This is a genomic window from Puia sp. (genome assembly GCF_036500295.1).
GTDB lineage: Bacteria > Bacteroidota > Bacteroidia > Chitinophagales > Chitinophagaceae > Puia.
The window spans coordinates 15,700-40,215 of the sequence record NZ_DASYCH010000047.1; the positions used below are offsets into that span (position 1 = coordinate 15,700).

A 24,516-nucleotide genomic window follows, 5' to 3' on the forward strand; every position below is an offset into this window, starting at 1 on the left:
TTGTCACCTCACCAAAGTTATATCACCTTTCTTACTCACATGTTTCCCGTCCGAAAATTGCGCCTCCAGGGTATAGGCATACACATCCATCGGCTGCAAAACGCCCAGATAAGTGCCGTCCCAACCCACATTCGGGTTGTCGGATTCGAAGACCATTTTCCCCCAGCGGTTATATATTCTAAAATCCATATGTAAGATACCAAAGCCCATCACCTTCAAAATGGCATTCTGCCCAAACCGGCCCGGCGTAAAGGCATTGGGGACATCCAGCAAGGGGTTGATCAGGGAAGCCACCACATGACAAACCGTATCGGTACACCCAAACTGGTTCGTCGTGATCAGACATACCGGGAAGCTGTCCGTCGCAATATACAGGTGCTGCACCGTATCCGCCGTGGTCCGGACCGCGGAATCCCCGTCGCCAAATGTCCACAGATAGCTGACCCCACCCTGCGACCCATTGGTAAAGACGATCGGCACATTCGCCACCGGCGGCGAAGGCGCAAACGTAAAGGCAGATTGCGGCTTTATGTTCACCGTGATCGTAAAGCTGGTATCCGACACCTTGTTACAGGTGTTCGGGTCCTCCTCATGCAAAGAGATCGTATACGTTCCTGGCGTCTGATACAGATGCGTCGGGTTGACATCATTCGAGATATTCAGCTCCCCGCTCGCCGGATCGCCAAAATTCCAGATGAACGTAGTACCCCCAAGCGATGTATTATTAAATTCCGCATTGTAGGGCGCGCAACCCGTCGACGGCGTTATAAACTGCGCCTTGGCTATCGGCGAAACCCGCAGCATCTGCGACGCGGTATCGGGATAGTTACAATACGAGGTATCGTTCAGGATCAGATTGACGATATAGGTCCCCGGATTCTTATAACTGTAGGTCACCGCACCCGCACCCGTCGTCACCTCCGGCGATCCATCCCCGAAATCCCAGATAAACGACGTGGGGCCAAAAGGCTTGCCGATGGGCGCAGTGGAGGTATTGGTAAAATCATAGTCCAGCGACGTACAGGGCGCCAGCGGATCTTTCGTAACAGCGAAGCTCACCGGCGCCCGGTCGGTCCGCGCAATGACATGACGATAGACCGTATCGGCAACATTACAGCTGTTCGAATCGATCGCTACCATCATCACCGTATAAAACCCCGGATTGACATAAGTGTGCGCCACCGCATAGCTTGTCGTGGCCGTATCGGGACTCCCATCCCCAAAATTGAATATATACTGCTTCGCGTTCCGGATCGTATCCTGCAGATAAGTGTCCATGGGAATACAACCAGCCGTATCGTCCTTTCTGCCGTTCACCGAAACCTGTAATCCCCCTGCCACCCCCGCAAAATTAAAAGCGATCTTTATGGCAGCCATATTACATCCGGCACTCGCCCCATTGACAGGCGCCCAGACACCAGGCGTGGTCGGGTACCGGCCGGTCGCCTGCGGACCACTGCAGTTCGCGCAGATCGCCTGGTAGATCACCCCATTCTGATCATACCGGCTCGTTCCTCCATCCACATGCTCGCTGATACTATTGGAATTGTCGTTCTCCCCAAAGAAGGTCCCGTAAAGCAACCCGCTCGCGTTCTTCGACATGACGATAAAATAAAAGTCCCGATTGTCGCTAAGCCGCTTGTAGGCGTCCGGCGTGGTCGGCAAACCTGCCGTCCCGGCCAACCCATAGGGATCACCTCCATTCCCAAGGATCCATCCCCCCCAGCCACTGACATAAATATTCTCACACCGGTCGATCAGGAAAGCCACAGGCGAAATATTCGGCAACCCGTGGGACTGCCCCGAAGGAGTACCAAAAGTCGTGGAATAGATATAGCCCGAAAGATCCGGCTTCAGCTTCGAAACGAATTGCCGCCCCCCGCCGATCGAATAAGTGGCATTGATCACAGGCCAGGTGCCGTTCGTAGTGCCCATCACATAGGGAATGCCCTTCTTATCGACCTGCAAGCCATAAATGGCATCTCCATAGGCCGTTCCAAGATAAGTGCTTCGGATCATCGTCGACCCATCCGACGACACCTGCGCTACAAACCCATCGGCAGGCCCGCCGGCATAGCCGCTCTGCATAACTCCGCCGCTCTTGCTGCCCGGCAGATTCTGGCTGGTGGTGGCCCCGGCAACATAGATATCTCCCGTCAGCGGGTTTTGCTTGAGGACAAACGCAGCATCGGAAGCCGAACCGCCAAGAAAGCTGCTCCAGATAAGATGATTGCACGTAGGGTCTATCTTCAGCACCACCCCATCCTGCCTGCCCCCGCCATAAGCCGGCTGGAACACTCCGCCTACGATCGGGAAATCCGGACTCTGTGACGACCCGGCAATAAGGATATTTCCCTGTCCATCGAGGACCACCTCGCTACGGGAATCATCCCCATAGTTTCGGATCAGCGAATCGGCCCGCTCATTGGGCGGCTGCGTGGCAGCCTGGTCCTCCATATTCACACAATCATTCTTGGTGCCGCCGATCCGCATGCTGCCGATAAGTTTATTTCCTCCGGCACTGATCTTTGCGACGAACATATCCGCCCCGCCCCCAGCTCCGGCCGTGGAAAGGATCGGGAAATTGGTGGAATAGGTCCTGCCCAGAACATACAGATTACCCTGTCCGTCACAGATAAGACTATGCGGCGTCTCCGTTGCCGCCCCACCAAGATAAGTCGCATATATTTTGCTGTTGCCGCTTTGATTAAGTTTCACGATCCCCACATCGAAACTCCCACCGCCAAAAGAAGGCTCCAGCGCACCCGTGGTAAAAGGAAAGGCCGAACCAAAAACAATCCCCCCGAAGTAAAAACTGCCGTCAGGCCCCGGCGTCGCGGTAAAACCCCAATTGCTCACCTTACTGCCCGAGAACGAACAGAAGATCACCGTCGGATCGATGATCAGCGTGGCGTTGGCGTCATGATCCGGCACATCGAAGCTCACCGTATTCCCGTCATGGATGGTGTACCGGCAACGGATATCTGTTTTTCCCTGCTGATTATAGAGGTAGGAATAAGGCGCCAGTTGCGTCACCGCCCCCACCGACGTACCCACGATCAGCTGGCCCTTCTTCACGCTCAGCCGGTCCGCACCCTCATATTTCATCTGTATCCGCCGGTAATCGCCGCCCGGATGGACGATGATGTCATATTTCATCTGTCCCTCATTGGTGTAATAACGGACGTCGATATTCGGATACAGGTTCTTGTAGGTTACCCCCTGAAAGACCCGGCAGTCCGATCCCCATTTCGATTGATCGTTCCCGATAAAGTAGTTGTTGAGCCCCGGAAGGGCCTTATCCGGCACAATAGCCGCGTCGTCGCTGGCGCCGTCGAAGCTCACCCGGTAAGCATGGGCCCGCAAACCGGCTGCCGACCCGCTTCCGCCTGTGGACACTGCCTGCTTGGAACCCAACACCTTCGGACCCGCCCCATGAAATGCTCCCCCCGGTCCGGATATCCCGTGATGGGCTTCCGTCATCCGGCGCAGGTCATCGGCATTATACAGCATCGCCGAAAAACCCTTCTTCTCGAGGTATAGCGCCCCATTCGGCAATTCCCCCTTGAATTGTACCCGGGGATCCCACTGGCCCTTGTTCTCCACGAATTCAATGTTGGAAGCACCCACCTGGGCCCATCCCCGGAATACGGTCGCCAACAATAGAATTACAATATAGAAAACTCGCTTTCTCAAATAGCGCATTTTTACAAATTACAAAAATCCCCCGTACTTATCGAATCAACGTAATATCCCCTTTCTTCGTCGCTCGTGACCCATCGGAAAACTCCGCTTCCAGGGTATAGACATACACATCCATCGGCTGCGGCTCCCCATGATAGGTGCCATCCCAGCCGACATACGGATTGACACTCTCGAAGATAAGTTGTCCCCAGCGGTTATAGATCCTCCAGGTCATATGAGTGATGCCGAATCCGACCACTTTCACCACCGCATTGACCCCAAACCTGCCGGGAGTAAAGGCATTGGGGACATCCAGCAGCGGATTGATCAGGGCAGGCACAGCATGACAGGTGGTGTCCGTACAGCCCGAGGCATTCGTCACCACCTCGCACACCTCGAACGTATCCGTCATATTATACAGATGGACCACGGTATCCGGCGTCGTCTTCGTCTCCGACGTGCCATCCCCGAAGAACCATTCATACTTCACCCCCGGCGAAGACGCATCCGTGAAGACCGTCGGGGTGTTCGCCGGCTGCGGCGGCGTGGGCGAATACGTAAAGTCCACCGTCGGCTTGCCCTGCACCGTGATCGTAAAGGAATAGGTACTGGTGATATTACACGTCGTGGAATCCACCGCCTTCAGCGTGACGGTATAGGTGCCGATATTCGGATAAAGATGCGTGGGTGAAGCATCGATGCTGTCGATGCCGCTTCCATCCCCGAAATCCCAGTAGAATTGCTGCCCGGCGGTGGAGGTATTCGAAAAAACCGCATTATACGGCGCACAACCCAGTTGCGGCGTCGTAAACTGCGCCTTGACATTTTGCGCGACATAAAGGATCCTCGTAGTATCCATCGGCGAATTACAGTAAGAGGTGTCCACCAGGGCTAGCGTCACCTTATACGGCCCAGGCGCGGAATAAGCATGCGTCGGCTTCGCGGCAAAAGGCTGATCCGGCGCCACCGCCCCATCTCCGAAGGTCCAGGTAAAGGCGGTGTCGCTGAATGGCGGCGCCCCCGGCGAAGCCCCCGAGAGATTCGTAAAGACATAGTTGTTGCTCGTACAGTCGCCCACCTTGTCATAGCGGAAATCCAAAAAAGCGGGGTTATCCTTAACCACGACATAGCGTATCGCCGTATCCGCCACATTACAGGTATTGCTGTCTATCGCGATCAGCGTTACCTTGTATACGCCGACATTCTGATAAAGATGATCAAATGTATATTGGGTCGTGTTGCTGATCACCGTGCCGTCTCCGAAATCCCAGATATACGATTTCGCATTGCGGAGCGTATCCGAGATCGTCGCGGTCAGCGGCGCGCAACCCACGCTGTCACCCCGGCCATGCGTGACCACCTTCAACCCCGCGGCAACACCCGCGAAATTAAAAGCGATCTTCACCGCCGCTTCATTACATCCAAGTGCGCCTGCCCCATTGGTCGAAGCCCATACCCCCGGCGTGGTTGGGAACGTAGCCCCCAGATAACAGTTGGCGCACACGGCCTCATAAATAACCCCCTGCTGGTCGAACCGGCTCGTACCCCCATCCACATGATCCCCGAAGTGCCCATACTGCTGGCCAAAATAACTTCCGTACAGCTGGCTCGCAGCATTCTTTTGCAGCACAAAGAAATAAAAATCCTCGCCGTCGGTTACACTCTTGAGGGCGCCTGCAGTCACCGGAAGGTTCCAGGTCCCGCTGTTGGCATAACCATCCGTACTGTCCGCACCACCGCCCCATCCGGCTACATAGACATTCTGACAGCGATCCACGAGAAAGGCCGTCGGTGATATACTGGGATGCTGCCGGTTGCCTCCACCGAAATTAGCGGAATAGACAACCCCCGTAAGGTCCTGCGTCAGCTTGGTGATGAACTGCTTTCCACTGGATTGACCGGGATTGCTCTGGTTAAAAGGAGAATTATTCACCGGCACGATCCCATCGGTGGTCCCGACGATATAGGGAAATCCGAATTTATCAAAATCCAGCCCATAGATCATATCGTTGGACCCCGTTCCGAAATAGGTGGATTTTATCAGGTTGCTTCCATTGTTACTGATCACGGAGATGAACCCATCGATACCGCCGAGTTGCCCCGGATGGATCACCGGCACATTAGTCCTGCCCGGGAGATCTCCGCTCATCGTTCCCCCGCCGACCCAGATGGTATTATCCACCGGATTCAACGAAAGCACAAAGGCGGCATCACTACCCGATCCGCCCAGAAAACTGCTGAAAAGCACCGTGCTCAGGTCAGGGCTCAGCTTGAGCACTACACCGTCCTGCTTGCCGCCAAACGTACTCTGAAAAGCATTTTGAACAGGAAAATCAGCGGACTGGGTACACGCGGCGATATAGACGTTGCCCGCGTTGTCCAGGATCACCTCGCTTCTGCCGTCATCGCCATAGTTCAATCGCAGGTCCGCCGCCCCTTCGGGATACTGGCTGTTGATCAGATATTTCGGCGCGAAATTGACCCCATCCCATCCGCTCCCGCCGATCCGCTTGCTGCCAAGCAGGGCCGTCCCGGTGGAGTTGAACTTGACGACAAAAAGATCGAATCCTCCGCCACTGCCAACCAGGGTGCCCGGGAGATTAGGGGGGAAGTTGGTAGAACTGGTCCGTCCCGTAACGACGAGATTGCCGCTATTATCAACGATCATGCTGTGCGGCTGCTCATCCCCGCTGCCCCCAAGATAAGTGGCATATATCCGCTTGCTTCCATTTGGACTTAATTTCATGATGGCCACATCATAGTCGTAGCCGTTTTCCCCGCCGCCCTCACTGCCATCCCCACCCTGAAACGTGGTTTGGAACGCTCCAGGACTCGCCAGAAAACCGGAACCATTAGGCCCCTTGGGGTTCATCTGCGACTCGTCCAGCACGATACCACCCATATAGAAATTCCCGCCTCCGTCATACGTGGCCGTATAACCCCAGTTGTCCGACCGGCTGCCCGTGAACGAACAGAACACTTCCGTCGGATCGATAACAAGCGTCGCATCCGGCGAATAATTTTTCACCTTGAACTGGATCCGGTTCCCGCTGAGCAGCGAATAACTGCAGTCCAGGTCTGTCCGGCCGCTGTCGGTGACCTGGTAGCTGCGGGGCTCCAGTTCCGTAACCGTACCCACGGAAGTCTGTACATAGATCTTGTTCTTACGGACGGTCAGTTTGTCCTGCCCCTCATACTTCAAAATGATCTTGCCCGGATCGGCGCCGGGATGAACGATGACATCATACTTGATAAACCCCCGGTCCGTATAGTAATGGATATCGATGCCGTCGTACATATTCCGGTACCAGATGCCCTGGAAGACCCGGCATTGCATCGCCCAGTTCTTCTTATCGCCGATAAGATAGTTGTTGTATGAATCCAGCGGTTTGTCAGGAGTGATCTGCACCCCGTCATTCGAATTCTCAAAGCTCACCCGGTAGGCGTGATTGTGCAACAGATAAGGATCACCGGTCGATCCCGGGCTGCCGGAACCCGCACCTCCCGGCTTTGACGGGTAATTCATCCCCGGCACCGAGGCTACTGTCTTTTTCCCCGCATTTCCGCCGCCCGATACTCCCGCGGCAGCAAGATCTCCATGCATCAATTGCCCAATCCGTTTCATATCATTCGTATCATGCAGAAGCACCGTAAACCCCTTCCGTTGCATGACTAAATTACCCGTCCCGATCCCCGCATTGAAGCGAACCGACGAATCCCACTGTCCCTTGTTTTCGATAAACTCGAGATTGGAATAGCCCCCGGATTGCGCACTTAACTGAATCGCCGATAAGAAGAGCAGCGTAAAAAATAGGCTTATTCTTAGCAAGGGTTCTTTGTTTAATGTTTTCGGCCGACGGACCATCGTCCATCCTGGTTAAGATATCTTGCTCCAGGCCGTTTTGCCGTGCTGGGATTGCAAGAAAGCCTTCAACGCCTTATTCTCTTCCGTCGCCAGGTCGGGATCCTTGTCCAGCAGCTGCGCCGCCCTGTCACGGGCCAGCTCGAGCCAGTACCTGTCCTGAACAATATTCGCAAGCTTAAAGTTCAATAACCCACTCTGCCGGGTCCCCCCGATATCGCCCGGACCCCGGATTTCGAGGTCCTTTTCAGCAATTTTGAAGCCATTGTTAGTCTCGGTAAGGATACTCATCCGCTCCCGGGCCTCTTTTCCCAAACGGGGACTCGTAAGCAGGATACAAAAGCTTTTCTCTGAACCACGCCCCACTCTCCCCCGCAGCTGATGCAGCTGGGAAAGCCCGAATTTCTCCGAACTCTCGATAACCATCACTGTCGCATTCGGCACATTCACTCCAACCTCGATCACCGTCGTAGCAACCATGATCTGCGTATCGCCGCTGAGAAATCGCTGCATATTCGTATCCCGTTCATCATTACTCTGCCGCCCATGTACCATGCTGATCCAATACTTCGGTTCGGGAAACCAGGCCTTGATATTTTCATAGCCCTTCATAAGATCTTCATAGTCCAGCTTCTCCGACTCCTCGATAAGGGGAAAGATAACGTAGGCCTGCCTGCCTTTAGCAACCTCGTGCCGGATGAAATCCATCACCTGCGGCCTCCTGTCTTCGTAACGATGAACAGTCTGGATTGGTTGCCTTCCAGGTGGTAATTCATCCATGACACTATAGTCCAGGTCACCATAGGCAGTCATCGCCAGCGTCCGCGGAATAGGTGTGGCCGTCATCACCAGGACGTGCGGCGGGATCTCCGCCTTCTCCCAAAGCCGGGCCCGCTGAGCCACACCAAACCGGTGCTGCTCATCCACGATCGCCAGCCCCAGCCGCTGGAATTTCACCGCCTCCTCCAGCACCGCGTGCGTCCCGATAAGAATATGCAGTCTGCCCTCAACAGCCATCCCAAGGGCCTCCTTTCGGATCTTTGACCGGGAGGACCCCGTCAATAAACGGACCTCAAGGGGCAGATCCTTTAGCAACGCCGAGATCCCTTCATAATGCTGCCGCGCCAGGATTTCCGTAGGCGCCATCAGACAGGCCTGAAAGCCATTATCTATCGCCAGCAGCATCGCCAGCAGGGCTACCATCGTCTTACCGCTGCCGACATCCCCTTGTAATAACCGGTTCATCTGCCGCCCACTCCCCGTATCCCGGCGGATCTCCTTCAGCACCCTCTTCTGAGCACCGGTGAGCTCAAACGGCAGGTGATGCGTATAAAATCCGTTAAAGAGCTCGCCCACCTGCGAAAAAACAACGCCGTGCGAGAACCGGTGCCGCTTTGACTTGATCAACCCCAATCTCACCTGCGCAAGAAACAGCTCCTCGAATTTCAACCGGTCCACCGCTTGCTGGAAAAGCACAGGCTGCGTAGGGAAATGGATCTGCCGGTAAGCCTCAAAACGCGAAAGCCAGCCCCGCTCCTCCCCTGTTTCCTCATCCGGATAGGTCCTCGCCGGTTGTGGCAGGTTTTCCGGCAAGTCACTCTCTTTCAGCATATTAAGAAGAGTCTGAGTAAGTTTCCCCAATTGCCGGCCCCCAAGCCCCCGGACCTTTAGCTTCTCAGTCGTTGGGTACACCGGCTCCAAAAACTCCGGCCTCGCCGTCCCCTGACCCTGCAATATCTCGATTTCAGGGTGCGTCAACTGCGGACTCCCCTGGAAAAAGCTCACCCGGCCATAAACAAGGAATTCCCCGCCCACCTGTACCAGTTTCTGGATCCCATGGATACCCTGAAACCAAACCAGCTCAAGGGTACCCGAAGCATCCCGCACTTCGGCCACCAGCCTCCTGCTCCGCTTATCACCAAGCAATTCCACACTGATAACCCTGCCGGCCACCTGAATATACTCCGTCGCCGCATTTATCTCCCGGATAAGATTGATCTTCGTCCGGTCGACATGACGATAGGGAAAATGTTCGAGCAGGTCCCGAAAACAAAAAATACCCAGTTCCTTTTGTAAGAGCTCGGCCCGCAGCGGACCGACGCCTTTCAGATATTCTATCGGATTGGAAAGTATGGATGCCAAAGTACTGATGAAACAAAAAATTTACACAAAAATAAGTTATAACTATTGTCGTTTTGTTTGTATTTTGACGGATAATCTACTACTGTTTTGGCGTATCTAAAACTGTTAAGACCAAAGGACTGGGCAAAAAACCTTTTTCTGTTTATCCCTCTCTTTTTCGCAGGCAATTTCTTCCAAACCGCAAAGCTGATAAGCCTTTTTTTTGGCTTCGTCGCCTTTTCCCTCATTGCCAGCAGCATTTATATCATTAATGACTATCGCGATCGGGAAGACGACCGCAAACATCCCATAAAACGCAACCGGCCGTTGGCCTCAGGCGCCGTCTCCCCATCCGCCGCCGTCGTCATCATGGCACTGCTCATCGTCGCGGGATTCGGCATCGCCTGGGTCACCCGCCCTGAATTCGTGGTCGTCCTCGGCGTCTATTTTCTTCTTAACCTGGGCTATTGCTTCGGGCTCAAAAATATCGCGATCCTCGATATCTTCATCCTGGCAGCCGGATTCGTACTCCGGATAAAATCGGGATCCGTCATCGCCGATGTCCACCTCTCGGAATGGATCATTATCATGGTCCTGCTCCTGGCCATCTTCATGGCCATCGGCAAACGTCGGGATGACGTACTTCTCAAAGTTAACTCCGGCGCCGATATGCGCAAATCGGTAAAAGGCTACAACCTCGAACTGCTGAACGTATTACTAGCCGTTGTTTCCTCGATCATCGTCGTAGCCTATCTTATGTATACCATGTCCCCGGAAGTGAAAGAAAGGCTCGGAACTTACCGCCTTTATTACACGGGCGTCTTCGTACTGGCCGGATTGATGCGTTATCTCCAGCTGATCTACGTATCGGCAGAATCCGGCTCTCCTACCAGGATCCTTTACAAGGACAGGTTCATCCAGGTGACCGTTTTCCTCTGGATCATAAGTTTTGTGACTATCCTTTATAGTGAGAATGTCCCTATCTTTAACATTTTAAGAAAGTTGTTCTAAAAAACAGTCGTTCATGCCCTCTGTTCTCTTACTCGGAGCCTCGTCGGATATCGCAACAGCCCTGGCCCGTAAATATGCTTCAGCAGGACACGATCTACAACTGGCTGCAAGGAACGCCCATCGGCTCGAACCGCTCCGTACCGACCTTTCCATCCGCCATGGGATCACGACGACACTCCTGGAATTCGATGCCCGCGCCTTCCAGCAACATTCCGCATTCTGGGAAACCCTGCCAGTAAAACCCGATATCACCATCTGCATCTTCGGCTATCTCGGAGATGAGACGCGGGCGGAATCCGATTGGTCGGAATGCACGAACATCCTCGAAGTAAACTTTGTAGGCGCCGTATCGATCCTCAACATCATAGCCGGCAGCTATATCAACCTTGGGAAAGGAACGATCGTCGGTATCAGCTCGGTCGCCGGCGAACGGGGCCGTCAAAGCAACTACCTTTACGGCAGCGCCAAAGCCGGGTTCACCGCCTACCTCTCAGGCCTTAGAAACCGGCTTTCCCATCACGACAGGCATGTCCTCACCGTTATTCCCGGCTTCGTCTATACCCGGATGACGGAAGACCTGACACTGCCCCCGCTGCTGACGGCAACACCCGAACAGGTAGCTTCCGCCGTTTACAACGCGGTCGAAAAAAAGAAGAATGTCATTTATGTAAAATGGTTCTGGCGCTGGATCATGCTCATCATAAAAAGCATCCCGGAATTCCTGTTTAAAAAACTAAAACTGTGATTCGACGCATCGCTTTTTTCGATTTCGACGGAACCGTCACCACAAAAGATACGCTGCTGGAATTTATCCGCTTCAGCAGAGGTGGGATTCGCCTTGCCCTCGGCTTCTTGATCAACAGCCCCTGGCTGATAGCCATGAAGCTAAAGATCATTTCCAACCAGGCAGCCAAACAACGCATCCTGACGTATTTTCTTGGGAAACGATCCCTATCCTGGTTCGATCGCCGGTGCGCCGACTTCTCCCGCGATATCCTGCCCGGCCTTATCCGCCCAAAAGCACTTGCCGAGATCGACCGGCTGCTGGCATCCGATGTAACCGTGGTCATCGTATCAGCCTCGCCTGAGAACTGGATCGCCCATTGGGCCGAACGCTTGGGGGCCGGCCTCATCGCGACCCGGTTGGCCGTCAATACCGACGGCAAAGGAATAACAAGGCTCACGGGCCGGATAGCCGGCGCCAATTGCTACGGCGAAGAAAAGGTGAACAGGATCCAACAACGATTTGCTCTGCCTGACTACATGGAAGTATATACTTATGGGGACTCCAACGGTGATAAACCGATGCTCCGATTGGGAACGGCTCGCTTTTTCAAGCCCTTCCTATGACGATCAATCCCGAAAAAGAGGGTCGCAAAAAAAATGAAGCTATGGATTTTGTAATTGTAGGTCTTCAGGCCTGGTATTTTGAACTGGGAAGCAATTGTAAGAATATTGCCCTTGAACTATCCAAACACAACCGGGTCCTTTATATCAATATGCCGCTGGACCGGCGGACCATCCTGCAAAAACGGGACGATCCCCATATTGCCAACCACCTCCACCTGGTGCAGAACCGCCAGACCGAGGTTGTCCAGCTGGCTCCCAATCTCTGGAACTATTCTCCTACCCGCGTGATCGAGTCCCTCAACTGGCTCCCCTCCACCTTCCTGTTCTCGCTTTTCAACCGTATCAATAACCGGCGGCTGGCCGACGAGATCCGAAAAGCCACGGACATCCTTGGGTTTAAAGAATATATTCTATTTAACGACAACGACATTTTCCGTTCTTTCTACCTGAAGGAGATGCTCAAACCAAAACTGTACATCTACTACAGCCGGGACAATCTGCTCGCCGTCCCCTATTGGCGAAAACATGGCAGAAGCCTCGAACCCCGCCATATCGCCAAAGCCGATCTCGGCGTCGCCAACTCCCTCTATCTCGCGGATTACCTCCACAGGTACAACGCCCATAGCCATTACATCGGCCAGGGCTGCTCCCTCTCCCTCTTCAACCCGGATATCGCCTATCCGGTCCCGGAAGACCTGAAGGATATCCCCCATCCGATCATCGGGTACGTCGGCGCAATAGTAAGCCTGCGGATCGATATCAATATCATTCTCGAAATAGCACGCGCCAGGCCGGCCTGGCATATCGTCATGGTAGGGCCCGAAGATGATTTCTTTACCGCAAGCATCCTGCATACACTGCCAAACGTGCACTTCCTGGGCAGAAAGGATATGTCCTCCCTGCCCGCTTATATGGCCCATAGTGATGTCTGTATAAATCCGCAGCTGGTCAACGGAATGACCATCGGCAACTATCCCCTGAAGATCGATGAGTATCTTGCCATGGGTAAACCCGTTGTCGCCACCCGCACCGCCACGATGAAATTATTTGAAGAACATAGCTATCTTGCCGACACTCCTGCGGAATACGTTCCGCTCATCGAAAAAGCCCTGGCCGAAAATAATGCGCAGCTCCGGGAAAAAAGGATCCGGTTCGCCAATGAACATACCTGGGAGAATTGTATAAAACTGCTCTATCAGGCCATCGCAAATCATTCGCCGCATGACTAGATCAAGGGAAAAGAACATACTCATCGCCATCCTTGCAACGGGATTTCTCCTTCGGGTACTGATCTCCTTCTTTACCCACCTGCCCAATATGCATCATGATAGCTGGGAATACTATGACCAGGCCGGCACCCTGGTTTCCGGTGGCTATACCAATTACTTTCCAAATGGTTATCCCCTCCTGATCGCCGTTGCCAGAACGCTCGCGGGCACCCACTACCAGGCCTTCCTCCTTTGGACAAATATCGTCTTTTCGACGCTGACCATCTGGTTCCTCTACGATATGGGAAAAACAGTGTTCGCAAAGCCATCCATCGGCCTGGTAGCCGCCGGCTTCCTCGCCGTATTTCCCTCTCAGATCAATTATGTCCGGTGGCTTACAACCGAGGTCCCGACTGCTTTCTTCCTCCTCGGTGCCTATTTTCTTTATTTTCGGAAGCAATATTTTCGCAGCGGGATCTTCTTCGCCGTGTCCATCTTCATCCGTACAAACATCGCCCCGGTACCCTTCTTCCTTCTGGCGATAAAAACCATCCGGGAAAAAAGATTCTCCTTCCGGATGCTGTTCGGCATTCTGCTCCCATTGCTCGCAGTGGGCTTCTATTGCTATTCGAAAACAGGGGAATTCTCCATCTCCGGCAACAGTCAGATCAACATCCTGTATGCGGTTACCGCAAAAGGCGGTGATGTGGACTTTAAATTACAAAATAAACACCCCGAGATAAATACCAGCGGCAAGGCGATAAAAATGTATATCGACCACATGAAGAACAACCCGCTTGGATATCTCGGTCAGAAATGTGCCAATTATTGGGAGCTCTGGGGATTCTACCCCTCCTCCGAAATGGGTACCCGAAGCACGGTATCCCGGCTGCTCATCGGTGCGGGCAATTTCTTCATGGTGGTACTGGGTCTCATCGGCTGGTGGGTTCATCGAAGTTCCCTCGCGGTGAACCTCCTGCTGTTGCCATTTATAACGATCACCCTCATTCATACGATCCTGTTCGCCCTCACGCGATATACCTATCCCGTAGAGCCGTTCATGATCCTTCTGGCGGCAAGCGCCCTTGTAAGATTTAAGGAGAAAAAAGAAGCCCGGATTACCCCTTGATGATCTTGTTTTTCTTGCTCACGATCCTCGACCAAAGATCATAATCCCGCCAGGCCCGCTCTACCCGGTTCCAAAAGCCGCGCACCCGGACAAAAAGGAAGAGCATCCGGCTATGCTTCGCACTCACCCGCTGCAACCGCCCATATTCCTCATAATTCTGCTTTCGGGCGTGGAACTTGGTGACCACCTCATCCCAGTCCTTATGCGGATCTACCTGGATCTTGCGATATAGCTCGCCCCCGCCCACCGGGAGCGTATGCTTCATGACCACCTCATCAAAAACGATAAGCTGATCCTTGGGATAGCCCAGCATCTTCGACCAAACGGAATCGATACCCCAACTGCTGCGATTCCCCGTAAAAGAAGGCAGACAGATCTTCAGCGCCTCCCTGCTGAACAAGGGCGCCATCACCTCGATCTGACCTACAAACCGGCAAAAACTGTTGGGCTGTTGCCGGAAGATCGGCCAGCTGCAAAAGGAATCCTTACTAAGGGAAGCGCAACTGATCGCGGAACGAAAAGCCCGGCTCAGGGAAAAAAGCGCGTTGATCTGTAAGGTGTCGATCTCGATATCATCATCCAGGAAATAGAAATAATCATACTGATCCAGCCATTCGGGTCGCACATTCGTCAACAACTCGGTGAGCATAAAGTATTTAAACCCCTTCAAATGATAAAAGAACTCGACTTCCTCATACAATGCGGGGTTATTGATCTCTTCATGATAGAACAGCAAACAAACGTCAAAGTCCTTTTTGCCCTTCTCCCTTAACCAGCTTTCCTTAAAGAGATATGACTTGTTCCCACAAGGCGCGATGACGATATTCCTCGTTGCCATTAGCTCAAAATTTAACAAACGAGCTACAAGATAGCCAATAAATTCGGAAAAACTAGGGGTGCCCCCTATGCAGAAGACCATCTCCCCATGGAGATGGCCCTTTGCTTAAGCTATAAGCGGACTTTTATTGTTTCATTAACTTTATCTGCTGTGTCTGATTATTGCCGTAAGTAGCGCGGATGATATACATACCCGCAGTCAGCCGGGTTACATCGATCAGCACAGAAGACGTGCCCGGTGCCTTGCTAAACTGCAGAGCCTTGACAAACTTCCCGTTCATGTCGAACAGATTCAGCACTACCAGACCCTGACCATCACCCGTCATGTTCAGCGTCGTTTGATCATGCGCAGGATTGGGATAAAGGAAGAAATGCGCTTCCGAACTATCCTTCGATCCTCGGGTATCACTCATTACCGTCACCTTCACGATCGCACTGGCCGTATCACCGGACTGGCTGGTTACCGTCAGTCGGAACTGGTACAAACCGGCTACCAGGTTGTCCGCCTGCGTGATGGCACCATCCGTTGTAGTGAACGACATCCCTTCGGGACCACTCATCTGTTCCCAATGATAGGAAGCAATCGCCCCGCCGCCATCGGAAGAACCGCTGCCATTCAATTGAACGGCGCTGGCCGGAAGAGCAATGGTTGTATCCTTACCCGCATTCGCGATCAGGGTCGAGACATGCGTGTTCGGTGCGTTGGGCTGGTTGATGGTTATGGTAAGCTGAGTCTGAGTAGTAGCCCCTCGGTTGTCGGCAACGACAAACACGAAGACATAGACCCCGGCCTGCAGACCATGGATGGTCGGCCTCGGCGTATTGGCATTGGTAATGGTCACCCCGCCCTTACCGGACAGTTGATACCAGGAGTAGGATACGATCTCCCCATCCGGATCGAAGGATGCCGAACCGTCGAGGGTTATCGTCGTATCGCTGCCCGTCAGGGTAAAGGTCTGGTCGGACCCCGCGTTAGCAACCGGCGGAATATTCACAGGTGGAGTGTACACGTTCACGTTCACGGTAGAGGAAGCCGACTGGCCCTTGCTATCGGTAGCGGTAAGCATGAAAACATATTGTCCGGCCGTCAACCCGCTCACGCCGGTACTGATGGCATTGGGCGTAGCCAGGGTCGCCGTCGCAGGCCCGCTCTCCTGACTCCAGGTCGTCGAAACGATCGTCGCCCCGTTGACTCCCGTGGCCGAACCCGTCAACGTCAGCGAACTGGTAGGCAGCGTGATCGTCTTGTCGGAACCCGCGTTCACCACCGGTGGCGGCGGCTGCGGCGATACCACAAGATTCACCGTCGTGGAAGCGATCTGACCGTGGTTGTCTGTAACCGTCAGTTGGAACGTATAAGTACCGGAAGCGATAAGATTCGTAACACTCGTCGTCAGACTCCCCGCCGACCGAAGATTCGCCGTGGTGGGACCGCTAACCTGACTCCACTGGGTGGAAGCAATGGTTGCCCCGTTGGTACCGCTGGCCATCCCCGTAAGGGTCGACTGGGTAACCGGTAAGGTGATCGACTGAGCCGTAGCGCTTACATTCGGCGCAGTCACCGGCTGTGAAGCCGCATTCACGGATACCGTTACATAAGCCGAGGCCGTTTGGGCATTATTGTCCTGCGCCGTAAGCAGGAACACATAGACACCTTCAACAAGGTTGGAAATATTCGTGCTCAATTGGCCGGGCGAACCGATCGTCGCGTTGGACGGTCCACCGATCTGTGACCACTGGGTAATCGCGATCGTGGCTGAACCGGTGCCCGCAGCCGTACCCGTCAGCATCGTAGAGTTCGTCGGCAGGGTGATCGTCTGGGCCGTACCCGCACTCACCGTCGGCGGCGTAGGCTTTACCCCATTCACATAGATCTGAACATAATCCGACGCCGTCTGACCATTATTGTCCTTGGCAGTAAGCAGGAACACATAGATCCCCTCCACCAGGTTCCTTACCGCCGTGGTAAGGCTTCCGGGCGTAGCGATCGTTGCCGTTCCCGGACCGCTCAACTGCGTCCACTGCGTGGAGACAAGCGATGCACCACCCGTTGCCGCGGCAACACCCGTCAGGGTCGTGGAACTCGTCGGCAGGTTAAGCGTCTGAGTCGTACCCGCATCCACCGTCGGCGGCGTAACAGGCACTCCATTCACGGTCACCGTTACATATGCACCCGAAGTCTGGCCGTTATTATCCGTCGCGCTGAGCAGGAATACATAGACACCCTGTACCAGGCTCGAAACCGTAGTGGTCAGGCTCGTCCCTCCACCGCTAAAGGTCGCGTTGGACGGGCCCCCGATCTGGGTCCACTTAGTAGTAGTAAGGGTTGCACCGCCATTGGCCGAAGCCGTACCCGTCAGCGTCGCAGAACTGACCGGCAGGGTGATCGTCTGGGCACCGCCCGCATTCACCGTCGGCGGCGTATACGTTGGCGGCGGAGCCGAAGAATTTACCGTCACGGTTACGGAGGCGGTAGTCGCCTGGCCCCTGTTGTCCGTTGCGGTAAGCAAAAAGGTATAGGTTCCCTGTAGAAGATTGGAGACAGTGGTAGTCAGACTCGATGCCGTACCGATCGTCGCGGCAGAAGGCCCGCTCGTCTCCGTCCAGTAAGTGGAAGAGATCGTCGCACCCCCGTTGGCCGTAGCCGTACCCGTCAGCGTTACCTGATTCGTAGGCAACGTGATGGTCTGGGTACTGCCCGCACTGACCGTGGGCGGTACGGCAGGAGCGCCGTTCACCGTAACCGTCACGGTAGACTTGGTCGTCTGCCCCTTGCTGTCCGTCGCCGAAAGAGTAAAAGTATAAGTGCCCTGTACAAGGTCGGAAATCGTTGTGGTCAGGTTTGACGCCGTACCGATCGTCGCGGTAGCGGGACCGCTCTTCTCCGTCCACGTGGTGGAGGAAATGGTCGCCCCGCCGTTAGCCGTAGCGGTACCCGTCAGCGTCGTAGTATTCGTCGGAAGCGTGATCGTCTTGTCGCTCCCCGCACTGACCGTCGGCGGAACCAACGCAGCCGCATTGACAGTGACGGTCACATTAGCCGAAGCCGTCTGTCCCTTGCTATCCGTTGCCCGAAGCGTAAAGGTATAGGTGCCTTCTACCAGGTTGGAGGCACTCGTGGAGAGACTGCCGGCCACCCCGATCGTCGCATTGGCAGGTCCCGAGGTCTGCGTCCACTGCGTAGAACTGATCGTGGCCCCGCTGTTACCACTCGCCGTACCCGCCAGCGTCACGGAATTTGTCGGCAGGGTGATCGTCTGGGTCGTACCCGCATCCACCGTCGGCGGAGGCGCCGGCGCCGTAGCGTTCACAGTGACCTTCACCGTAGAAGAGGCCGTTTGGCCATTGTTATCGGTGGCGGAAAGCCGGAAAGTATAAGTGCCCTGCACCAGCGCATTCACCACCGTGATCAGATTGCCCACCGAAACGATCGTCGCCGGGGCAGGACCGCTCGCCTGACTCCAGGAAGTGGAGGCGATTGTCGCGCCGTTGGTGCCGGTCGCCGTCCCGGTCAACGTCACCGTGGCTATCGGCAACGTAATAGTCTTGTCACTGCCGGCGGTAACCGTAGGCGGAGTGTTGGGCAATGCGGCAGAATTGACCACTACCGTATCGGCAGCCATGTTCGTAGCCCCCTGATTGTCGGTAACGGTTAAAGAAAAGATATAGGTACCCGCAGCCAGCCCGCTTAAACCGGTGGTCGCCGCGGTGGGAGAGGCAATGGTGGCGGAATTGGGCCCGGAACTCTGCTGCCAGGCATACCCGGTAACGGCACCATCAGGGTCCGTCGACGCCGATCCATCCAATGTAGCAGTGCTCGTCGGCAGCGTTATAGTGATCTTGGAATTCGCTTTGGCCACCGGCGGCTTGTTCGTCCCGCTGCTGTTGACGACAACCGTCACCTGCGACGTCGCCGTCCGCCAGTTGTTATCCGTCACCTTGAGCTGGTACACATAGGTGCCCGTAATAAGGTTGCTCACCTTCGCAGTTGGTCCCGAAGGCAGGGTGATAAGGGACGTGGAAGGTCCCGACACCTGCGTCCACAAATAATAGTTGATATAGGTATTGCTGTTCGCAGTCGTAGCCGACCCCGTCAGCGTCGTCGTATTCGTACTGATATTCTGATTGGTACCGGCGTTGGTGGTCGGGTTCGCTACATTCGGGATCGCATATTGACTGCAGGGAGACCCACCGGGATTCAGTACACAATAAGGTGAAGAGGTCAGGGCCGCCTTGGTCAGCGCAAAAGGATTGATGGCCGTAACCCAGGGCACGTCAAATGAGTTTGGATAGATCGACAGGATATCGCCCGTCGCCTGCATCTGCCCGTTCCCCAATACTCCCCCCTTGTTCCGGCCCCAACTGTAAAGATTGCCATTGGCATCCTCGGCCCAGGTGTAAAACACGTCCCCAAGGCCATTCCAGACATTGGTAAAGCTGTGCAAACCAACCGCGATCTGCTGCGGCTTCGGCACCAGCAACTCGGCCATTCCCCAGTCCCAGGCATAAGGTGCGGCCTGCCCGCCGGCCTTGATATAAGTGGCCCAGTTCAGCTCCTGTCCGTTACCGATGCTGCCACAGGCATTGTCCCCCCAGGCCCAGATAGTGCTGTCCGTGAGAAGAACAAAACTGCTTTCATTATTAATGGAGATCTGCTTGATGGGTTTCGGCAGGTTCAGGTAGGAATTCAGCAGGGTCGGCTGCAGCTGCGCATTGGCCGTAGCACCCATCCCCATCAGATTGGGATAATATCCCCAGCCCCAAAGATTACCGTTGGCACAAAGCGCGTAGTTGAAATTACTGCCCGCCTGTATATCGACCACAGGCGAGGAGATATTGATCTTCGTAGGAGTCGTCGGATTGGGATTGCTCTTCCCCTGCGCCAAAAGATAAGGCATCGAATAACCGACAGCCCCACCCCAGGTCCAAACGTTGCCGTCAGCGTCCAACGCACAACCGAAGATGTCCATCGCGATCTTCTTGATCACCACACCCGCCGGAAAAGGGATCTGCACCGGCCTCGTCGACGTACCGCCACCGGTCCCGTTACCACGGTTCCCCGAACCGGTAGCCCCCCACATCCACACCGTCCCATCTCCCTTCAGGGCCATAGTCAGATAACCGGAAGCACCCGCCCCCGGACATACCTGCACGATATTGTTAAAGGCATTGCCAAGACTGTCCGCGGATATCTTCACCGGCGACCCTACGGACCCGCCGATAGACCCATTGCCGACCTCGCCATAAGCGTTGTCACCCCAGCAATAGACATTACCCTGATCATCCAGCAAACACTGGTGATGCAGGGCGCCCGCGACATTCGTAACGACAGAAGGCTGACCGGGAACAAGCGCGGCCGGCCCTCCCGCTACATCGTAGAGCTTATGAGTCGCATTATTTATTATGAAACAGTTGTACTCCCCCGGACCGATAAAGTACTTGGGCGTTTGAGAAAACGATGGAGTGGAGAAAAGACACAGAAAGGTTAATAGGGCAGAAATTAAATGTAAAGTTCTGGCTTTCATGATTTGGATTTTAGCATTCAATAACACAAAAAGATCGCTCTGACAGTTTAGCTTTGATCAAACAAGATTACCACGTTTCAATAGGATAGGCGGAACTGTGAATTAAAGGACGATCAAAGAAAATCTAGCTTTTAATAGTATCGAAAGGTTTGACAATATTCATGCCAAAAAGGAGTAATATATGGCCACGTTTTGATTAATTAGGGTATGCATTTATCCCCAACCGGTGTTGAAAAATCAACTTGTTGACGCGCAATAAAATATATAAAAAAAAGTTATTGGTTGGGTGCCGATGGAATACCCGGAAACAGGTACGAAAAAATCAAGGTTTTTGACGTAAGTTTGACCCCGCGCCCGGGAAGGCTTAAATAATAACCACCGTTGAAAAAATATCTCTCTTCTTACTGGATTCGTTCGGCATTTTTTTCTATTCTGCAACGGTTCTCGGTAACCCTCTTCGGCCTCATCAATTTCATCGTGCTTATCCGCTTTTCCCTCTCAAAAGAACAGATGGGCACCTGGTCACTCTTCCTGGCTATTACCACCATCTTCGAAACGACAAAAAGCGGCCTGCTGAAGAATGCCCATATCCGCTACGTTAGTACCAGTGACGTCTCCGACGAAAAAACAACCATCGCCTCGTCTTCTTTATTAATTAACGCCTCTATCAGCATCCTTTTCATCGGGTTGATCATCTTTTTTTCGGGTAGCGTCAGCACCCTGCTCCATACCGGCGCCGACCTCGGCACCACCCTGCTCTGGTTCATCCCCGGGCTGGTTTGTATGGTCTTCTTTTCTCATATGGAAGCCATCCAGCAGTCCCACCTCGACTTTAAAGGCGTATTCGCCGGCTATTTTGTCCGCCAGATCGTCTTCTTCACCCTCATCCTCGGCACTGCCCTGCTCCGCATCCCCTTCGCCCTGCCCTGGCTGGCCCTTTATCAATCCTTCAGCATCGCCCTGGGCACCATCGTCATAACCCTCTATAGCCGCAAATATCTCATCGGCCGCTTCAACCCCTCAAAACTCTGGATAAAAAAGATCTTCAACTATGGCGGCTACATCTTTGGCTCGGGCCTCCTCGGCAATATCTTCGCCAGCGTCGACCAGTTCATGGTCGCCACCTTCAAACTGTCCAATGCCTGGGTAGCCAACTATAGCGCCGCCGCCAAACTCAACCAGGTGGTCGATATCCCCTCCTATGCCGCCGCCGAGGTCCTCTTCCCAAAAGTCTCCAAAGCCTCCATCGACGAAGGGAAGGAAAAAGTGCGCTATCTCTATGAAAAAATGGTAGGGATCCTGATGGCCTTTACCATCCCCACCGCCATCTTCGTGATCATCTTCCCTAAATTCGTCATCCTGCTCATCGCAGGTAAGAACTATATGGAAGCCGCCCCCATCCTCCAGATGTACATGATCACCGGCCTCCTCCGCCCTATGCAGAACCAGGGCGCCAATCTCCTTAACTCGATCGGGAAAGCAAGACTATGCTTTATTATAAACGCCATTTCACTGGGAGGAAATCTGGTAATTAATTATATTTGTCTGTCTAACCTGGGATTCTATGGATCAGCCGTAGGAACCATGATCACCTGCCTGTTAGGAGCCATATGCTGGTATTTCATTATTAAACGACAAATCGGGGCAGTGCTGCCAACCATGGCGCGGCACGTAGCCGAATATTATAAACTCTTTTTCACGTATGCGAAAGGTTTCCTCTCACCTCAACCATCCGGCAAATAAAAGATGAGAATCGCACACCTGATCTTGACGCACAAGAATCCGCAGCAGTTGGGACGGCTGATCAACGTGCTGGACCATCCGAATTTCGACTTCTATATCCATGTTGATAAGAAGATCGACCAGGCCCCCTTTGCCTTCCTCGCACAAAAAAAAAATGTCTTTTTCATCAATAACCGGGTCCGCATCTACTGGGCCGGCTACGGCACCATTCAGGCCACCCTCAATGGCTTCGAAGAGATCCTGCAAAAAAAATACGACTATATAAACGTCACCTCCGGCCAGGACTTCCCCCTCCGGACCCCGGATGATATCTATACCTTTATCGCCGAACGGAATGGCCTCGAATTCATCACCTGCCAATCCATCGACGACGAATGGAAGGACGCCGCGCCCCGTATCCGGAAATACCACCTGATCAACTGGCACATCCCCGGCAAACACCGCCTGGAAAGTCTGACAAATATAATGCTGGAGAAAAAGCTGTTCCCAGCCAGGAAATTCCCGCTGGATTATAAGATCGTCGGCCGGTCCAATTGGTTTACCGTCACCACCGCTGCCGTCCAATATATCTCCGGTTTCCTCAAACAGCACCCGGAGATCGTTCGCTATTTCAAACTCTGCTGGGGCGCCGACGAGTTCATCTTCGCCAGCGTTCTCTATAATTCCTCCTTTCGCGACCGTATCCGCGATAGCCTCGTCTACGTCGACTGGACAGGCAAAACCGACGGCCATCCCCGTATCCTCGATGTTAGGGACTTCGAGAAAATGAAAGCCTCCGGTAAACTCTTTGGTAGAAAATTTGACCAGGACACCGACTCCCGCATCATCGATATGCTGGAACAGTCCATCCAAAACACAAGCTCCAAAGTCGACCCGCGTCCTTCTTAACTCCCCGCGATCTTCTCCTCATAAAGCCGCTGGAATCCCTCCGCCCACTTGTCCCAGTTCAGCGTTTCCTCGAATCGCTCCCGGCTCGATCGGACCAGCCCATGATACCGCTCCTTGTCCGCGAAAAGCTCCGCTATCTTTTCTGCGTAGGCTGACCCCGGCGCATCATACGGCAGACAATATCCGTTCACCCCATCCCTGACCACATAGGAAACCCCGCCCGTGTCCGTTGTGATTGCCGGAACTCCATATGCATTCGACTCACAGGCCACCAGCAACGAACAATCGGCCCTCGTCGGCAGGATCAAAAAGTGCACCGAGGACAAAAGCCCGATAAACTGCCGGTGATCATCCTCCTTATTCTTGTTCAGAAATGGGATCACCGTCATATCCGCATCCCGGTATTCCTCAGGCGGCACCACCCCGCATACGATCAACTCGGCATCCACCCCCTTCTTCTTCAACGCCTGCAACGCGTCAAAAGCGATCTTTCCCCCCTTGCGCTCCCACTCGACCGCAAGATATAAAAGCGTCAACCGCGGATTCTTCTCTTTCTCAAAGATCGACGACCGATCCGGTATTCTGTCCATATTCGCACCCAACGTCATCAACACGATCCGCTCCGCCGGGATCCCATAGTCCTTCATCGCCGAATCCGCCGCCCATTGCGACGAATAGATGATTGCCGCACTCCTTTGCAGGGATCGCCGCTCCAGCCAGTCACCCTCCCAGCGGGAAAAAGGACTGACATTCTCGAAATCATTCTTGTAGTAGTTACTGATCAACCGGAAGGTCGCATCCGAAACATACACCATCGGCAGACGGCTGTCCAGACACGCTACCCCGGTGGAAGCGGCCGGCGCCACGATACAATCATATTCCTTCCCCTTCATCCGCCGCCGGAATACCCGCCGCGCATACCAGCTGCTCAGCAGGTTGTACTTGGTGGCATACTCCGTCCGGAACAAGATACGGTTCAGCTTCGCCATCGCCCGCATCGTCTTGTCCAACCATCGCGGGAACACAACCGGCCCCACAAAATCCACGTCCCACCCATGCCGTACCAGCGACTGCCCCAAATAATAGGTAATACCGCTCCAGCTGCGCTTGTCCAGCGGGTCGTTAATGGTCAGATACGCGATCTTTTTTCCTTTCAAA

Annotated in this window: 13 protein-coding genes; 7 read left to right on the plus strand and 6 right to left on the minus strand. The window is 54.0% G+C overall.

The annotated features are described in order from the left end of the window. Window positions 1-3: 3 nt before the first annotated feature. Genes VGM48_RS09685 through recG form a run of 3 tightly spaced genes read right to left on the minus strand, consistent with a single transcriptional unit; the run spans window position 4 to window position 9,688 of the window. A complete protein-coding gene (locus tag VGM48_RS09685) occupies window positions 4-3,696 on the minus strand; it encodes a PKD domain-containing protein (RefSeq protein ID WP_331578466.1) in 3,693 nt (1,230 codons plus the stop codon). 37 nt (window positions 3,697-3,733) lie between these two features. Further along, entirely contained in the window at window positions 3,734-7,513 is a 3,780-nt protein-coding gene (locus VGM48_RS09690; RefSeq protein ID WP_331578468.1) for a PKD domain-containing protein, read from the minus strand. 48 nt (window positions 7,514-7,561) lie between these two features. Beyond that, window positions 7,562-9,688 (minus strand): ATP-dependent DNA helicase RecG, encoded by a 2,127-nt coding sequence (recG, locus tag VGM48_RS09695; RefSeq protein WP_331578470.1) that lies wholly within the window; start codon window positions 9,686-9,688, stop codon window positions 7,562-7,564. A gap of 87 nt (window positions 9,689-9,775) precedes the next feature. Between recG and VGM48_RS09700 the strand changes: the two genes are divergently transcribed. Genes VGM48_RS09700 through VGM48_RS09720 form a run of 5 tightly spaced genes read left to right on the plus strand, consistent with a single transcriptional unit; the run spans window position 9,776 to window position 14,365 of the window. After that, the gene (locus tag VGM48_RS09700) at window positions 9,776-10,678 is read left to right on the plus strand and encodes a decaprenyl-phosphate phosphoribosyltransferase (RefSeq protein WP_331578472.1); all 903 of its coding nucleotides are present in this window, start codon (window positions 9,776-9,778) and stop codon (window positions 10,676-10,678) included. 13 nt (window positions 10,679-10,691) lie between these two features. Next, window positions 10,692-11,423 (plus strand): SDR family oxidoreductase, encoded by a 732-nt coding sequence (locus VGM48_RS09705; RefSeq protein WP_331578474.1) that lies wholly within the window; start codon window positions 10,692-10,694, stop codon window positions 11,421-11,423. Continuing rightward, entirely contained in the window at window positions 11,420-12,028 is a 609-nt protein-coding gene (locus tag VGM48_RS09710) for an HAD-IB family hydrolase (protein WP_331578476.1), read from the plus strand. The genes VGM48_RS09705 and VGM48_RS09710 overlap by 4 nt, the downstream gene beginning before the upstream one ends. Window positions 12,029-12,069: 41 nt before the next feature. Beyond that, entirely contained in the window at window positions 12,070-13,257 is a 1,188-nt protein-coding gene (locus VGM48_RS09715; protein WP_331578478.1) for a glycosyltransferase, read from the plus strand. Next, window positions 13,250-14,365, plus strand: coding sequence for a hypothetical protein (locus tag VGM48_RS09720; protein WP_331578480.1), 1,116 nt, complete (start codon window positions 13,250-13,252; stop codon window positions 14,363-14,365). The genes VGM48_RS09715 and VGM48_RS09720 overlap by 8 nt, the downstream gene beginning before the upstream one ends. On the opposite strand, the gene VGM48_RS09725 is transcribed toward VGM48_RS09720, so the two are convergent. Continuing rightward, entirely contained in the window at window positions 14,355-15,203 is an 849-nt protein-coding gene (locus VGM48_RS09725) for a hypothetical protein (protein ID WP_331578482.1), read from the minus strand. The genes VGM48_RS09720 and VGM48_RS09725 overlap by 11 nt on opposite strands. 124 nt (window positions 15,204-15,327) lie before the next feature. Then, window positions 15,328-20,727: a PKD domain-containing protein gene (locus VGM48_RS09730; protein WP_331578484.1), complete on the minus strand. Its 5,400-nt coding sequence runs from the start codon at window positions 20,725-20,727 to the stop codon at window positions 15,328-15,330. Window positions 20,728-21,108: 381 nt separating this feature from the next. Between VGM48_RS09730 and VGM48_RS09735 the strand changes: the two genes are divergently transcribed. Together VGM48_RS09735 and VGM48_RS09740 are read left to right on the plus strand one after the other, a co-directional pair. Then, window positions 21,109-22,470 (plus strand): flippase, encoded by a 1,362-nt coding sequence (locus VGM48_RS09735; protein ID WP_331578486.1) that lies wholly within the window; start codon window positions 21,109-21,111, stop codon window positions 22,468-22,470. A gap of 3 nt (window positions 22,471-22,473) precedes the next feature. Beyond that, window positions 22,474-23,358: a beta-1,6-N-acetylglucosaminyltransferase gene (locus VGM48_RS09740; protein ID WP_331578488.1), complete on the plus strand. Its 885-nt coding sequence runs from the start codon at window positions 22,474-22,476 to the stop codon at window positions 23,356-23,358. On the opposite strand, the gene VGM48_RS09745 is transcribed toward VGM48_RS09740, so the two are convergent. Continuing rightward, window positions 23,355-24,515 (minus strand): glycosyltransferase family 4 protein, encoded by a 1,161-nt coding sequence (locus VGM48_RS09745; RefSeq protein WP_331578490.1) that lies wholly within the window; start codon window positions 24,513-24,515, stop codon window positions 23,355-23,357. The genes VGM48_RS09740 and VGM48_RS09745 overlap by 4 nt on opposite strands. Window position 24,516: the final 1 nt, after the last annotated feature.

What these genes read in the sequence shown, in the direction of transcription:
- VGM48_RS09705 (WP_331578474.1), top strand. Translation starts at nt 10,692, where the DNA reads ATGCCCTCTGTTCTCTTACTCGGAGCCTCGTCGGATATCGCAACAGCC.
- VGM48_RS09715 (WP_331578478.1), top strand. Translation starts at nt 12,070, where the DNA reads ATGGATTTTGTAATTGTAGGTCTTCAGGCCTGGTATTTTGAACTGGGA.
- VGM48_RS09720 (WP_331578480.1), top strand. Translation starts at nt 13,250, where the DNA reads ATGACTAGATCAAGGGAAAAGAACATACTCATCGCCATCCTTGCAACG.
- VGM48_RS09725 (WP_331578482.1), bottom strand. Translation starts at nt 15,203, where the DNA reads ATGGCAACGAGGAATATCGTCATCGCGCCTTGTGGGAACAAGTCATAT.
- VGM48_RS09730 (WP_331578484.1), bottom strand. Translation starts at nt 20,727, where the DNA reads ATGAAAGCCAGAACTTTACATTTAATTTCTGCCCTATTAACCTTTCTG.
- VGM48_RS09740 (WP_331578488.1), top strand. Translation starts at nt 22,474, where the DNA reads ATGAGAATCGCACACCTGATCTTGACGCACAAGAATCCGCAGCAGTTG.